This is a genomic window from Pseudomonas putida, from assembly GCF_050990305.1.
Lineage (GTDB): Bacteria > Pseudomonadota > Gammaproteobacteria > Pseudomonadales > Pseudomonadaceae > Aquipseudomonas > Aquipseudomonas putida_AH.
In genome coordinates this window covers 4,021,945-4,037,570 of sequence record NZ_CP158817.1, presented here as the reverse complement: position 1 = coordinate 4,037,570, position 15,626 = coordinate 4,021,945, and the positions used below count along the sequence as shown (strand labels likewise).

Genomic DNA, 15,626 nt, shown 5'->3' with positions numbered 1-15,626 from the left:
CATGAACCTGCCAACACCGGTCTTCTTCGACCACAGCCGCCACAAACTCCAGGTCGAAGACCTCGATGCCCACCTCGACGTCCTGGCTTTCAGCGGCGAAGAACACCTCAGCCAACCCTTCAGCTACTCCATCGAGTTTACCTGCGCCGAACAGGACCTGGCCGCCGAGCAACTGCTCGGCCGGCACGCCAGCTTCAGCCTGCACGCGGTACCGGTGAAACTGCCAGTAATGTCCTGGGAACCGCCACCGCCGATCAAACCGCTGCGCATCCTGCATGGCGTGATCACCAGCCTGCAGCGCCTGTCCGCTTCCCGTGACGAGGCGCGCTACCAAGTCACCCTGCAACCGCGCCTGGCGCTGCTCGAGCGCGGCCAGCAATACCGCATCTACCAGCACAAATCGGTACCGGAGATCGTCGAGCACGTGCTGCGCAGCCGGCACAATTTCGAGTACCAGGACTTCGTCTTCAATCTGAATCGCCAATACCCCCGACGCGAACAGGTGATGCAATACGGCGAAAGCGACCTGGCCTTCATCAGCCGCCTGCTGGCCGAAGTCGGCATCTGGTACCGTTTCACCAGCCACGAGCGCCTGCGGATCGACGTCGTGAATTTCTGCGACGGCCAGCGCGGCTACCAGTTCGACGTCGAGCTGCCCCACCGCCCGCCGGCCGGCCTGAGCAGCGGCGAAGACGGCGTGTGGGCCCTGCAGACTCGCCACCAGGTGGTGGAAAAACACGTCAACATCCGCACCTACCACCATCGTGACGCCCAGGCCTACCTCGACGCCGAGGTCGACCAGACCCGTGGCGCGAAAACCACCTACGGCGAGGCCTACCACTACGCCGAACCCTACCGCGTACTCGGCGGTCGCTATGACCACCACGAAGACTTGCAGTGTGAAAGCGGCTACTTCTACGCCCGCCTGCGCCACGACCGTTACCTCAACCAACAAACCCAACTCAACGGCCTGAGCAACAGCGCCACCCTGGCCCCCGGCCACGTGGTGACCATCACCGACGGCGCGCCCCAGGCCTTCACCCCGCGCTGTACGATCATCGGCATGACCACCCGCGCCGCCCGCGATGCCAGTTTCGAGTGTCGCTTCGAGGCCATGCCCTACTCGGAAACCCTGTGCTTTCGCCCGCGCGTCCCAGCCAAACCACTCATCCCCGGCACCGTCCCGGCCCGGGTCACCAGCGCCCAAGCCCACGACCAATACGCCGAGATCGACAAGGAAGGTCGCTACAAGGTCAACTTCCTGTTCGACCGCGACACCTGGGAACTCGGCGAAGAAAGCCTCTGGCTACGCCTGGCCCGACCCTACGCCGGCGACACCTACGGCCTGCACCTGCCACTGATCTGCGGCACCGAAGTGGCCATCGCCTTCGAACAAGGCGACCCCGACCGCCCCTACATCGCCCACGCCCTGCACGACAGCGAACACCCCGACCACGTGACCCTGCGCAAACGCGACTACACCCGCAACGTATTGCGCACGCCAGCGAACAACAAACTGCGCATGGAAGACGAGCGTGGGCAGGAGCACGTCAAGCTCAGTACCGACTATGGCGGCAAGAGTCAGCTCAATCTTGGGCATCTGGTGGATGCCGAAAAGAAGAAACGCGGGGAAGGTTTTGAGCTGAGGACGGATGACTGGGGCGCGATTCGTGGCGGCAAGGGCGTGTTCATCAGCGCCGATGCCCAGGCCAAAGCCCAAGGCCAACAACTGGACATGAACGCCGCCGTGGGCCGCCTGCAACAAGCCGGCGAACAACTGCAAAAACTCTCGGTCGACGCCCAAGCCGCCAGCGCCGACCCGGCGGATGTGGCAGCGCAACTACAACTGCTGCGCCAGGAACTGGATCAACTCAAGGCCTCGGTGCTGCTGCTCAGCGCCCCGCAGGGCATCGCCCTCACCAGCGGCAACCACCTGCAGCTGGCCGCACAGAACAACCTGATGCTCAACGCCGGCGCCGAAGCCGACATCAGCGTGGTCAAGCGCCTGTTCATCGGCGTCGGCCAAGGCCTGAGCCTGTTCGTGCGCAAGCTGGGGCTCAAGCTGATCGCCAATCAAGGCCCGGTGCAGATTCAGGCACAGAACGACAAGTTGGAATTGTTCGCCCGCCATGGCCTGGACATCACCAGCACTGAAGATGAAGTGCGCATCACCGCGAAAAAGAAAATCACCCTCAATGGTGGTGGCAGCTACATCACCCTGGAGGCTCGCGGTATCGAGGCAGGCTCGGCAGGGGATTACAACGTCAAGGCGGCGGACTACCTCTACACCCCGATCAAAACCACCCTGGCCACGCCAATAGTCGGCATGCCGAAAGTGATCGATCCGCCACTCGAATTCCACGAGCAATTCCGAATCGTCAAGAGCGACGGCGAACAGCCCTGGGCCAGCGTGCCCTACAAAGTCACCGCCGCCTCAGGCCAGGTCTGGAAAGGCACCACCGACAGCCAGGGCTTTACCGAACGCGTCTACACCGCCAAGCCCGAAGAGCTGTCGCTGGTCTACGACATCGAAGAGGAGGAAGAGGAAGAAGAGCTGGAAGGGATCACCCTGCGGTTGGGGCTGTTTTTTGATGGGACCGGTAATAACCAGGCCAATGCAGCGGCGACGGAGCAGTGCAGGCGTGAGGATCTGGCGTTGTTCGATGAAAGCGAGATGGAAAGCATGGTCTCGTACTGCAAGAAGTACGGGTTCGATGGGTTTGATGGCGATGGTTTCAGTAGTGCACCGGATAATAGTTACGGGAATGCGCCGAGTAATGTGGTGCATTTGTTCAGGTTGTATCCCGATCATGCTACCAATAGACTCCCACCCGCCGCTGACATTGGCTATGTAAAGGTTTATCTGGAAGGCATTGGTACCTACAGTAATGGTGAAGACTCATTAATCGGCATGGCCTCAGGCCTGGGAGAAACCGGGGTTGTGGCGCGGGTAAAACAGGCGCCTCAACAAACCGAAGAACAGTGGGACCTGTTTCAAAAAACTAACCCAGGTGTTTATATCCGACAGATCGAGTTCGATATTTTCGGGTTCAGTCGCGGTGCCGCAGCAGCACGGCATTGTGCTAACGAACTGTTCAAACCAGGGCGTGGGCTTTTCAACGAACTGCTGCAGGCCGGTCGCTTCACCTTGGTCACCACGTTCGATCCGGCGGTGGACGTCAGCATCAACTTCATCGGCCTGTTCGACACCGTCGCTGCCATCGGCGGTATCGACAGCACTGGCTTTAACAACGTGGCGGACGATCACAACCCGGGTGTGAACCTGTACCTGCCACCCGGTTGCGCGCGTCAGGTCATCCAGCTACAGGCTCGCGATGAGTGTCGGCACAACTTTTCCCTGAACGGCGTGCATCACCACCATCGGCAAATCTGCCTGCCAGGCGTGCATTCGGACATTGGCGGCGGCTACCTGCCGCGCGCCCGCGAAAAGGTTTTGTTGACAAAACCTATTGTGGTCGACCTGAAACCCAACCAACCCATGACGTCTCTCGGAGAGTGGTCGCGATACCGCACCAAATTGGAGGCACTACGTGCCAGCGGCATCGCCGACGACGGCGAGGTTGAAATCAGGACATGGGAGACAGTCAAAGCGCCACGCGGCGGTCCGGAGCCCCTTGAAGAGCAACACCTGATGGCGATCGAGCTTGACCGACCGGTACGCGGCGAGTTGGCACTGATTGCACTGCGTGTCATGCGTGAGTTAGGGGTGGGCCATGGTGTGCCATTCATGGACGTTGAGGCGCGGCCTGATTTGGCGCTTCCCGAAGACTTAAAACCCATCGCCGCGCGCATCCTCGATCAAGTGCTGGGGGGCAACGAAGTCAACCTCGATCCCGAACAGGAGCGCCTGTTGCTCCGACGCTACATTCACCAATCAGCCCACTGGGTACCGAGCGCAAAACTCGTGCTGGTCAGCAAGCCCGCGAAAGACAACGAACGCAATGTTTATCCTAATCGTCCCCAGAAAGGGTACCCCCAATGAAGCGCCTGACCCTGCTCGTCAGCCTGCTCGTCAGCCTGTGCGCCTGCGCCAGCGGGTCCAAGCCTTACACGCCACCAAAGCTGCCTTATCACAGTTGGTATATCGGTCTTGCTGCACCACGTCATATGGAAGTTTGGGTCGAGACCGTGGATGTGCTCGATAATCGGGGGGGGGCATATTTTGAAGTTCATAGTGGGAGGGCGAGTTATGCCCGCACACCGCAAAACTGGCCCTACGCAGGAACAATGATGCCAGTGAACAACGTCGACTTGCCGCAACGGATTTTCCTGCGTTGGCAATCGCTGGTCGAACCGCAATCCTACAAGATAAGAATCCCAATCCCGCAGTGGGTGCGCGATGAGATGCTCAGGCCGGAGCGGGTCTTTTGCCAAGGCTCCAAAGAGTGGAGGAATGATTATCGGAAGATGATAACGCTGGGTATGGCCCCCGGCGGCATCGTAAAGGTCTGGATGGGCGGGGCCTGCCTCGACTCCAAGGAAGTCGGGCGCTTTCAGGCAGAGATCGAGCCGTTAGGGCCGTTCAGAGGTAAAAGCAAAGGTCAGTACATCCGCATCGAGCCCGAGAACAAGGCTTATGTCGAGCAGCAAGGTATTCCGTATGGGTCTTGGTAAAGGGTCTTTATTGAAGCGCCTGAGTCTGCTCGCCGGCCTGCTGTTCAGCCTGTGCGCTTGTGCCAGTGGGGCCAAACCACCGGCCACTACCAAGTTGCCCTATGACAGTTGGTACATCGGCCTTGCCGCTCCGCGTTTCATGGAAGTGTGGGTCGAGACTGTTGATGTGCTCGACCAGCGTGGGCTGCCGTTCTTTCGTGTCCATGCAGGTGTAGCTGGCTATACCCGCAAGCCGGAAGGTTGGCACAAAGGTGGGGGGAAAATGAAACCTGTAAACAACGTCGATCTGCCACAACGGATCTTTTTGCGCTGGCAATCGCTGGTCGAGCCACAGGCTTACAAGATCCGACTCCCGATCCCGCAGTGGGTACGCGAAGAAATGGTCAAGCCAGAGCGTGTGTATTGCCCAGGCTCCCAAAAATGGAAGGTCGATTATCGAGACTCCATCACCCTAGGCATGGCCCCCGGAGGCATCGTGAAGGTCTGGGTGGGAGGGGCATGCCTGGACTACAAAGAAGTTGGGCGCTTTCAGGCCGAAATTGAGCCCCTTGGGCCTCATCGGAATGGCAACGGTATTTATTACCGGGCTCCGAAGTCGGAAGCGCAGGCCTACATCGATCAGCACGGTATTCCCTATGGCTCTTGGTAAATGGTCCCCAATGAGGCGTCTGATCCTGCTCGTCGGACTGCTGTTTAGCCTGTGCGCCTGTGCCAGCGGGACCAATCCCTATACGCCGCCCAAGCTGCCTTATAACAGCTGGTACATCGGCCTCGCTGCTCCGCGTTTCATGGAGGTTTGGGTCGAGACTGTGGATGTGCTCGATCAGCGGAGGGGGGCGTACTTTGAAGTTCACGCGGGGGTCGCTGGTTATACCCGCAAGTCGGAGGGCTGGCACAAAGGCGGAGGGAAAATGATGCCAATAAACAACGTCGATCTGCCGCAACGGATTTTCCTGCGTTGGCAGTCGCTGGTGGAGCCGCAAGCCTACAAGATTCGAATCCCTATCCCGCAGTGGGTGCGTGACGAAATGATCAAGCCGGAGCGGGTGTTTTGCCAAGGCTCCAAAGAGTGGAGGAACGACTATCGAAAGATGATCACCCTGGGCATGGCACCCGGTGGCATCGTCAAGGTCTGGGTGGGCGGGGCATGTCTGGACTTCAAGGAAGTCGGGCGCTTTCAGGCGGACATCGAACCGCTAGGGCCTTACAGAGGCAAGAGCAATGGTGAGTACATTCGCATCGAGCCCAAGAACAAGGCCTATGTCGACCAGCACGGTATTCCGTATGGGACTTGGTAAATGATGCCCTATTTCAAAATAATGCAGATGAATTTATGACTGTTTTTACTAAATACCGTCTGAAGGGATGTATTTATGCTCGATTTATTAAAAGCTATCTATCGATTCTGGCTGTGGCGTTGCTATTTCCTTTTATCGTCATGGCTAACGATCAGACTAGTTTTGCTTCGTATATTTTAACTTTTGCCGGAGATGAGGTAACTACAGAAATTAGTTCGCCAAGACGATATTCGCGATTTTCAACGCAGGCCAAAGAGGATGCGGCAGCCTTTGTCGCTAGCGACGGAGCCATTAGAGGTCCGTTTTTTGAGAGTGCTATTCAAGAGTTTCGCATAACAGCCTCTCCATATTTAAGTGATTGGGATATTGCCAGTTTTATGCTTGGCGGTGCCTGAGGCATCTAAATAATTGCTGGTGCAAAACAAGCTCAATGCGCCAGTAGATTTGAAAAGGATTTTAATTGTGCAAACTCGAAATGTTCTATTTGCAATAGGTCTATCGTTTTTCTCCGTTCTGTCGGAAGCTAATTCAAGCGATCTTGTAGGGCGTTACTACTTGCAAGGCGCCATGGAGATGGCTTCTGAATTATTACTCAAGGAAGATGGGACGTTCGCCAGTCAGATTGTTTATGGCTCGGCACAAGGACATGCCAAGGGTATTTGGCGGGTGGAAGGGGATGCTGTTTTATTGCAAAACGATGCAGGTACTACACCGAGAGCTGCGGGTGATATCAGTTTCAGATTGCAGGATGAGCTTACTCTGGAGGAAGTAAGGGGATATCAAGATTATGATAGCGAGCATGGCGACAAGCTTGTGCAAAATAATTATGTCTTGGATATAAAGCACGATCAGGATATAGCGCCTCCAGCGATTGACCCCATGGATGTGATTTTTGAGTTTTCGGATGGTTCTATTACTAAGTTAACGTGGGAAGGTTGGACGGATTGGCGTCTATCACTCCCCTTTTATGAGCGAAAAGCTCTAAAAAAAATTGGCTTTGGTGATAAGGGCGGTGTAGGCGCTATTCAATGGTTCGAAGTTTCTAATACTGCGCGCTGGCTTGGTATTGACTGGAAGAAAAAGCCAGGTCGAAAAATATCTTTTGATCAGCCGTTCGAACGTGATCTGGTGGGGGCGGAGCTTTACTATAAAAATAATCCTGAAGAGCTGGAGCATATAAGAGGTCATTATTTTATAGCTCTTTATTATGATAATGAACTTGTCAAGCCGCAGATTAATCCTGTGTATGTTCATTGGAGGTTTGAAGACGGTTCCGTAAAAAAAGAGCTCTGGAATGAAACTAGGGGGCAGCTAGCACTCTTGCCATATGGGGCACAGAGAAAATTACAAAAGATCGGCTTTCAAGAACAGGGCTCGACCAGACCCATTCAGTGGCTGGAAGTTTCTCCAACAAAGCGCTGGTTCAGTGTTTATTGGAAAGGACATCCACCCGGTCAAGAAGATGATCTCTCCATGCTGTTCAATGATCTGGCTTTGGAAATCAAACCGAATTGCCTGGTGCTTGACTTGGGTACCGGCAAAGCCTGTTTTCGTAAATGAGTTGTTGTCTTTTTAGTGTTGAGCGTTCGGCTTTGTTAGGCCGGGACGGGTCGTTTAATGCCGGGTCCCGCCGAATCTCAGCAAGGATTAACAAGGAGTCTGATCATGCAGCAAGTCAAACACGCAGGAAGCACTAACAGCGCAGACAGCACCGTAGTCAAAGTCCAGTCCGCGGAAAATTCGTTGACTTGGGTATCGCCTGCCGAAAATGCAGTGTTCAAGATCACACAGGATGCGGAGCTGCCAGACATTGTTTTCGAATTTCGCACGACAGTAACCGGTGATTATAAGTGGTCATGGTCAATCGAATGGGAAGCGAAAGTCAGTGGGTTAAGAGAGCGCGCCAGAAAAGGCAATGTTTTACAAACGTTCAAGGAGTCGGGTTCGTTTGTCAGCAGCGCCCATTCATGGACCGTTGGCTTTTCTGAAAAGGTATTGGGCGGCACGCTGACAGTGAAGGTGAGTGTCGGGGCCAAGACATTGACAAGAACAGTAGTGATAAAGGGGCAGAACCCCAGCGTGGAAAGTGTGGCGACCTATATATCCACCCTCGACGACATGACGGGCTTTGAAAAGTTGCTGGAGCAAGAATCCAACTCCAAGCACTTCATTAACTTCGATAACGAACCCATAGCCGCATTCGATAAAGGTTACGGCATCACCCAAATGACCAACCCGGCACCGTCTTATGAACAGGTGTGGAACTGGAAAGCCAATATTTTGGCAGGCTCGTCCATTTACAAGGACAAAGTTCGCATTGCCAAGAAGTATCTTGGGCAGTCGGGCAGAACTTATACGGATGATCAGCTGCAGCATGAAGTCTTCAGCCGTTGGAATGGCGGTTCTTATCATGAGTGGAATACGGCCTCCGCGTCGTGGGTCAGGAAGAAGAACATTTTGTGCGATTCCAATACGGGAAATATCGGTTGGTCCATGGATAAGGAAAAGAACAAGGGGCAGACGGAAACTGAACTGCGCGAACGAGATAAAGATACTTACTCCAAAGGTACCAAGGGCCAATCCGATGAACACCCGTGGGAATACAAGGGGGTGTGTTATGCAGATCATGTATTGGGTGAATAAGTTCGCAAAGGGGGTGGTTTTAACTTTGCTGAGTTTGTGGGTAATTAACCCTGTTTATGCCGGCATCGATACATCTTGGGTGAAAAACAAGGACGGGCAGGTGCATCTGCAAATGGCCGATGGGGCGATATATGACATCAAGTTGATGGCTGATATAGAGGGCGTGTTCTATGACCGGGAAAAACATCCGGTTGAGGGTGGGGAATATATTTCACTGTTCCAGATTCATCCCTCCAATAGTGCAAGTTCCACCGGGCTTTGTGGTGTGGGACGTGAAATCTGGCTCTATGTCTATCAAGTCGTTGACACGGCATTGATTGAAAAGAAAAAGCGATTAGTGGGCAGTTGTTTGCGTTCGATCTCAATGGCAAGCCAGAACTCGGGGGACGCGGATCAAGATGACGATTTCTCTTCGGTCAACTGGAACTCAAGTGGGTTTTCCATTGAGTGGTTTGACAATGTTGATGCAGCCGGACGGTCGTTACAGCGTTCAAATTTTGTGTTGCATGGCGATCACTTTTTACAACAAGACGTATTGATTCAAGACAACCCGAAGAAGTGATTCACCGATTAATAAAAAGGACTGAGACATGAAAGGCATCATTCGTAAAGGCGACAAAAACTCCGGTGGCGGCACTGTGCTTTCAGGCTCTACCGCCAAGCGGTTCAATGGCATCGGTGTCGCCCGCGAAGGCGACCCCGTGCGTTGTCCGGTTCCGGGCCACGGCGACACGGTGATCGCCGAGGGGCATCCGAGCTATCGCGACAATGGTGTTCCGGTCGCATTCGAAGGTCATCGCTGTGCGTGCGGGTGTGTGTTGATTTCTTCTCTGCCCAGAGCAGGTGCGAAATAACCATGCCGGTCAGATTGGATCGCCTTCCCGCACCGGCAACCAGACCTGCACGCCCGCGAATCCTGCTCTGGTTGAGCTTGCTGGTGCTGTTGCTCGCATTGGGTGTCGGGTTGACATTCGTGTTCGCTAACCAAGCGTTGCGAGAGCAGCCAATGAGTTTCTGGGGCCTGGCAATGGGCATGCCATTGTTGGGCTGGATCGTTTTGGGGTTCGGGCGAATTGCGCTCTACATCGGCCAGCAGAGTGCCGCCGATGGTTGGGATGAGGCGCGTGAGGACGACTTGATTGGCAGCATTCGTCAGGGGCGACGCTCCCAGCAAGTGTTGAGCGTGAGTCTGTACACCGCGCTTCACCACCCGGGCGACAAGCCAGCAACCCAACTGGATGCCTTGCTGGCCGGAACTCAGACACTGAAGGCTCAAGCGGGCCCGGTGGGGGAGGCACCTTTGCGCCACTCTCGCCTGCAAGATCGCGCGGGTGAAGAACCTGAAGACGTTCTGATTCGGGTATTGACGCAGGTGTTGACCGACCTGGGGCAAACCCTGGCGCAATTGCCGGACGACAGGCCAGTGGCCCTGTTGTTGGAATTCGATAGCAGCTTACCGGAAGGCCTGTCGCGCCGGGTGTGGCAGCAGGCATGGCGAAATTCCGGCATCCGTCAATCGACCGTAGCCGTCGATGGCGGTGGATTGGCGGCGGTGGATCACTGGCTCGACCAGCGCATCAACGATCAGGCCTTGCTGCTGGTCCTGGCGGTGCAGTTTGCCCCACAAGAAGCCGAAGGCACGGCAGAGGTCGCCGTGGGTTTGTTGTTGGGCAACCGCCTGACGCAAAACACCCTGGCGCCTATTGCCTATCTGCACCGTCCTGAGCAGGAACGCGAGCCAACCGATGCCGATCTGCTCTACGCCACACGCCAGGCCCTTGATTGGGTACCGCTGCAAGGGCCTGCAATCGAGCAGGTCTGGCGGGTGTGCGTGGGGGCGCAACGAACGGCGGCCATGACGTCTGCACTGATTGAAATTCCGATACCGGCCGAGTCGCCGCGAGGTGTGTGCAATCTCGATGCACTGCTTGGCAATCCGGGAAAGGCCGCACCCTGGCTGGCCATTGCCGGTGCGGCGCAATCGATTGAGCGCGGCGCGGGGCCGCAATTCATTTTCAGTGGCGACGATGACGCAGCCAGGCTTTGGTGCACGGTGTTGATGCCAGTGTCCCCACTTTCGAAATAGGAAATCTCGAATGCAGTTTCGACGCTCTGTAGGGGTAGGTTTTGTGGTCGGGGGGCTGTTGCTCACCGGTCTGGTCTTGGGTGTGCTCGTCTGGCGTCATCCTGAGTCGCTGGGGATTGTCTCCGGCGGAGTCTGGCAAACGTTCTGGCTTACAGTGATAGCGGCCACGACCCTCATCGTGGTGATGTTCATCGGTGGCTATCAGTTGTTGGGGAATCTGAAGGGGAACTCAAATTATCGGCGCCTGAAAGCGGGTGAAGATGATCCCCCAGCGTCGGTGTCCCCCGAAAAATCCGTCGAGACGCAAGCGGCACGCATCATCGCGGCGATCAAGGACAATCTGAGCGAACAACACGGCCTGCTCTGGCGATTTAAGATTCGCGTATTCCTGGTCGTCGGCGAACCGGAACAGATCAACGCCATCGCCCCTGATCTGGCCATGCATCATTGGCTGCAAGGTCACGACACGCTTCTACTGTGGGGCGGCAGTACGCAATCCGCTGCGAACGACACCGTATTGAGCCTGTGCCGTTGGCTGACCCGCTGGCGCGCCCTCGACGGTGTGATCTGGGCGCTGAACAAATCGCAAACCACTGACACCCGTGCAATGGACCTTGGCGCGCGCCACCTGAAAACGCTGGCCGTGAAGCTGCGCTGGCAACTGCCGCTGCACCTGTGGCAGGTCTGCGACAGTAAGTGGCCGCAGGACCAACGCCCAACCGAACCGGTCGGCTGTCTGCTGACTCCATCCGCCACCGTGTCGGAGCTGGACACCGCACTCGACAGCCTGATCGAACCCCTGCGCCAAAAAGGCTGGACGCAAATCCGCGAGGCCATCCCTCACGACTTTCTCGTGCGTCTGGCCCGCGACCTGCGAGTCGAAGGCATCCCCCGCTGGCGGCAGGCGCTGGGCCCGTTGTGGCGGGTGTTCGAGCGCGGCGTGCCGTTGCGCGGTTTATGGTTCAGTCTGCCGCTTAAGGACAATACAAAAAGCACCGACAACCTGTGGCACGCCACCCCACCTTGGGAAGGCGTGCTCGGCGCCAAGTCGGTTCAACAGCGTCGCCTCGGCTGGGGCATTCCGCGCATCGCCTATGCCCTGGTACTGACCCTGATCGCGGTGTGGGGCGCCGGCCTGTTGCTGTCCTTTGCCAGCAACCGCGAGCACCTCGGCGAGGTGCAAGCGGCCGTCACAGCGATGCAACAGGCGCACAGCCCCGACGAGCAACTACTGGCCTTCAACAAACTGAACCGCGAACTGGACCGCCTTGTGTATCGCGATCAACACGGCACGCCGTGGTACCAACGCTTCGGCCTCAATCGCAACCAGCAACTGCTCAACACCCTGTGGCCACGCTACGTCGAAGCCAGCCAGCGCCTGCTACGCGACCCGGTCGCGAGCACCCTGCAACAGCAACTCAACGCACTCCTGAAGCTGCCCCCGGACAGCCCCGAACGCCTCGCCCGCGCCGCCACCGCCCATAGCCAGCTCAAGGCTTACCTGATGCTGGCCCGCCCGGAAAAAACCGATCCAGCCTTCCTCGCCCAAGCGCTGAGCGACGCACAACCACCACTCGCCGCTGCCTCGCCGAGCCTGTGGCAAGCCCTGTCGCCGAGCCTGTGGCAGTTCTACACCGAGCAACTGCCAGCGCACCCCGAGTGGCGCATCGAAATCGACCAACGCCTGATCGCCCAAGTGCGTCAGGTGCTGCTCGGCCAGTTAAGCCAACGCAACGCCCACACCAGCCTCTATCAAAAAGTTTTGGACGACGCCGCCCAGCATTACCCGGCCCTGAGCCTGCAACAGTTGGTCGGCGAGGCCGATGTGCAGGCGCTGTTTTTCAGCCGCGACAGCGTCCCCGGTGTGTTCACCCGCCAGGCGTGGGAAGGCCATGTGCGCCGGGCCATCGACGCCATCGCCGAGGCACGGCGCGAGGAAGTCGACTGGGTCCTGAGTGACCAGCCGAACGAGATCGCCGCCGAGCTGACCCCGGAGCAACTGCGCCAGCAACTGAGCGAACGCTACTTCCAGGATTACGCCGACGCTTGGCTCGATTTCCTCAACAGCCTGCGCTGGCAACCGGCCGACAACTTGGGCGAGGTGATCGACCAACTGGCGCTGATGAGCGATGTGCGCCAGTCGCCGCTGATCGCGTTGATGAACGCCCTGGCGTATCAAGGCCAGGCCGGCGCACGCGGGCAAGCGCTGGGCGATTCGCTGGTCAAGTCGGCGCAGAAGCTGATCGCCCAGGATCAGGTGCCGCTGATCGATCAACCGACAACAAACAATCCGCTGGACGCCAGCTTCGGCCCGCTGCTGGCCCTGCTGGGCAAGGACGGCGCCGAAAACGATGAGCGCCTGAGCCTGCACACCTTGCTCAACCGCGTCACCCGCGTGCGCCTCAAACTGCAGCAAGTGAGCAATGCCGCCAACCCGCAAGCCATGACCCAGGCCCTGGCGCAGAGTGTGTTCCAGGGCCAGAACGTCGACCTCACCGACACCCAGGCCTACGCCAGCCTGCTCGCCGCCAGCCTCGGCGCGGAGTGGGACGGGATCGGCCAGACGCTGTTCGTGCAGCCGCTGGAACAGGCCTGGCAACGGGTCCTGCAACCTTCGGCCGCCGGCCTCAACAGCCAGTGGCAACGGGCGATCGTCAACGACTGGCACGGCGCCTTCGCCGGCCGCTACCCGTTCGCCGCCACCGCCAGCGACGCCTCGCTGCCGATGCTCGGGCAGATGATCCGCGCCGACTCCGGGCGCATCGAACAGTTCCTCCAGCAGCAGCTCGGGGGCGTGTTGCGCAAGGAAGGCAGCCGCTGGGTCGCCGACGCGCGGCATAGCCAGGGCCTGCGTTTCAATCCGCAGTTCCTCAGTGCAATCAACCAGCTCAGCCAACTGGCCGACGTGCTGTACACCGACGGCGGCATGGGCATCAGCTTCGAATTGCAGGGCAAAGCGGTACGCGACGTGGTGCAGACCACCTTCATCCTCAACGGCCAGAAGCACCACTACTTCAACCAGAAAGAAAGCTGGCAGCGCTTCAGCTGGCCAGGTTTCACCGCCCATCCGGGCACGCGCCTGACCTGGACCAGCGTGATTGCCAATGAACGGCTGTTCGGTGATTACGAGGGCACTTGGGGGCTGATCCGCTTGCTGGAACAAGCCAAGGTCACGCCGCTGACCGACAGTGGCAGCCAGGTACGCCTGCAATTGCGCGCCCCCGATGGCATCGACCTGACCTGGTATCTGCGCACGGAACTGGGGGCGGGGCCGTTGGCGTTGCTCAAGTTGCGGGACTTCAAAATGCCGAAGCAGATTTTCCTCGGTGAAGGCAATGCCGCACTGGCGCAAAACGAGAACTTCCAATGACCCTACGCACCCTGATCAATCGCTGCCTGGGCGAGCGCGATCCCGTGTCCCTTGCCCATGTGCAATCAGAGCGCTGGCAGGCCTGGTTGCAGCCCATCAGCCCCGAATCGCCGGTCGGCGAAGACCCCGGTTATGACGATGACTTTCAGCGCATGCGCGAGGAGGTCAACAAACTGTCCGGCGCGGATGTCGACCTGGTGCTGCAACTGGCGCAGAAGCTGCTCACCCAAAGCTGCAAGGACTTGCGCGTGTCCACCTACTACCTGTGGGCGCGCTTGCACAAGGACGGTGAGGCCGGTCTGGCCGATGGCCTGCAATTGTTGGCTGCCTTGATCGAACGCTTTGCCGCAGAGGTCCTGCCCATGCGGCCCAACAGCCGCAAGATGGCCCTGGAATGGCTGGCCAGCAGCAAGGTACTGGACTGCCTGTCGCTGTACCCGGAAGTGGTGAAGGACGAGGCGCAGCGCACGGTGGCGGCACTGGTTTGGCTGGAGCGGGGCCTGGAGGCCTGGCCGGAGGATCAACGTCCGCAGCTGGGCGCGTTGTACAGCGCCTTGTCCTCCCGGTTGGCGCAGTCCGGTGGGGTCGATGCCGTGGTGCCGCAGAACAGTGCCAGTCACGATTCCGCCACTCAAACGGCAGCACCCACCGCGAACGCGATCAAGTCCGGGCGCGATTTGCTGGATAGCGGCCGGGCGCTTGCCGGGTATTTGCGTGAGCAACCCAACGGTTGGCTGGCGGCACATCGGCTGATGAAGAGCCTGCGCTGGGACACTGTGCATCAGGCACCGGCCCAGGACGCCAACGGCCTGACGCGCCTGACTGCGCCCCGTGGCGACTACCGGGCTCAACTCAAGCGCCTCTACCTGCAACAGAGCTGGAATGAATTGCTCGATCAGGTCGAGCGTATCTACGCCGAAGGCGTGAACCATTTCTGGCTGGATTTGCAGTGGTACGCCGTTCAGGCACTGAGTAAACAACCGGCACCGCAGGAAAGTTGGGCGGATATCGCCAAGCGTGACCTAGGCATGTTTCTCGAACGTTTGCCGGGCCTTGAACTGCTGTGCTGGAGCGACGGCACCCCCTTTGCCGACGAAACCACCCGCGAGTGGATCACCCAGCACGTCAGCGGCAACCGCCCGCAGCAATGGTTGCCGGTGCCCGCCATGGCGTCGGCGGGTGCGGATAGCGAGATCCTGTCACTGGAGGGTGAGGCGCTGGCGCAAGCCGACAGTGATGGCGTCGAGCAAGCGTTGGCCTGGCTGGCTGCGCGCCCTGGTATCGATACCGGACGGCAACGCTGGTTGTTGCACCTGCTGATGGCGCGGGTGGCCGAGCAATACGGCAAAAGCGATCTGGCCCTGCACCTGCTGGGCGAGCTGGACGCCACGGCTCAGCGCCAGGCATTGGCGCAATGGGAGCCGCCACTGTGTTTCGAGGTCAAGGCGCGCCTGCTCAAGTTATTGCGCTTGAAAGCCCAGCGCCACGATGCCGACAAAACCGCCCTGGGCCAGCGTATGGACGCGCTGCTGGCGGCGCTGGTGGCCATCGATCCGGTACGCGCCGCCGTGCTGTGCGGCTAATCACATTCACA

The 15,626-nt window shown here is 58.3% G+C and carries 12 protein-coding genes; all 12 read left to right on the top strand.

Annotation, left to right across the window (positions count from 1 at the left end; all coding sequences use genetic code 11):
- The first annotated feature begins 1 nt into the window (after nt 1).
- Complete coding sequence (gene vgrG, locus ABTV22_RS18155) at nt 2-4,003, top strand: type VI secretion system tip protein VgrG (RefSeq protein WP_433735877.1); 4,002 nt, start codon at nt 2-4, stop codon at nt 4,001-4,003.
- Nucleotides 4,000-4,635, top strand: coding sequence for a DUF2931 family protein (locus ABTV22_RS18150; RefSeq protein ID WP_433735876.1), 636 nt, complete (start codon nt 4,000-4,002; stop codon nt 4,633-4,635). The genes vgrG and ABTV22_RS18150 overlap by 4 nt, the downstream gene beginning before the upstream one ends.
- Nucleotides 4,622-5,284 (top strand): DUF2931 family protein, encoded by a 663-nt coding sequence (locus ABTV22_RS18145; RefSeq protein WP_433735875.1) that lies wholly within the window; start codon nt 4,622-4,624, stop codon nt 5,282-5,284. The genes ABTV22_RS18150 and ABTV22_RS18145 overlap by 14 nt, the downstream gene beginning before the upstream one ends.
- A complete protein-coding gene (locus ABTV22_RS18140) occupies nt 5,199-5,933 on the top strand; it encodes a DUF2931 family protein (RefSeq protein ID WP_433735874.1) in 735 nt (244 codons plus the stop codon). Before ABTV22_RS18145 ends, ABTV22_RS18140 begins: the two co-directional genes overlap by 86 nt.
- Nucleotides 5,934-5,968: 35 nt before the next feature.
- Entirely contained in the window at nt 5,969-6,328 is a 360-nt protein-coding gene (locus ABTV22_RS18135; RefSeq protein WP_433735873.1) for a DUF2388 domain-containing protein, read from the top strand.
- 13 nt (nt 6,329-6,341) lie between these two features.
- On the top strand, nt 6,342-7,493 hold the full coding sequence (locus ABTV22_RS18130; protein ID WP_433735872.1) for a hypothetical protein: 1,152 nt from the start codon (nt 6,342-6,344) through the stop codon (nt 7,491-7,493).
- A 105-nt stretch (nt 7,494-7,598) separates the two neighbouring features.
- On the top strand, nt 7,599-8,576 hold the full coding sequence (locus tag ABTV22_RS18125; RefSeq protein ID WP_433735871.1) for a hypothetical protein: 978 nt from the start codon (nt 7,599-7,601) through the stop codon (nt 8,574-8,576).
- Complete coding sequence (locus tag ABTV22_RS18120; RefSeq protein ID WP_433735870.1) at nt 8,551-9,138, top strand: hypothetical protein; 588 nt, start codon at nt 8,551-8,553, stop codon at nt 9,136-9,138. Before ABTV22_RS18125 ends, ABTV22_RS18120 begins: the two co-directional genes overlap by 26 nt.
- 28 nt (nt 9,139-9,166) lie before the next feature.
- Entirely contained in the window at nt 9,167-9,430 is a 264-nt protein-coding gene (locus tag ABTV22_RS18115) for a PAAR domain-containing protein (RefSeq protein ID WP_433735869.1), read from the top strand.
- Nucleotides 9,431-9,432: 2 nt separating this feature from the next.
- Complete coding sequence (locus ABTV22_RS18110; protein WP_433735868.1) at nt 9,433-10,662, top strand: hypothetical protein; 1,230 nt, start codon at nt 9,433-9,435, stop codon at nt 10,660-10,662.
- 10 nt (nt 10,663-10,672) lie between these two features.
- Nucleotides 10,673-14,032, top strand: a complete 3,360-nt coding sequence (locus ABTV22_RS18105; protein ID WP_433735867.1) for an ImcF-related family protein — start codon at nt 10,673-10,675, stop codon at nt 14,030-14,032.
- Nucleotides 14,029-15,615, top strand: a complete 1,587-nt coding sequence (tssA, locus tag ABTV22_RS18100) for a type VI secretion system protein TssA (RefSeq protein ID WP_433735866.1) — start codon at nt 14,029-14,031, stop codon at nt 15,613-15,615. Before ABTV22_RS18105 ends, tssA begins: the two co-directional genes overlap by 4 nt.
- Nucleotides 15,616-15,626 lie beyond the last annotated feature (11 nt).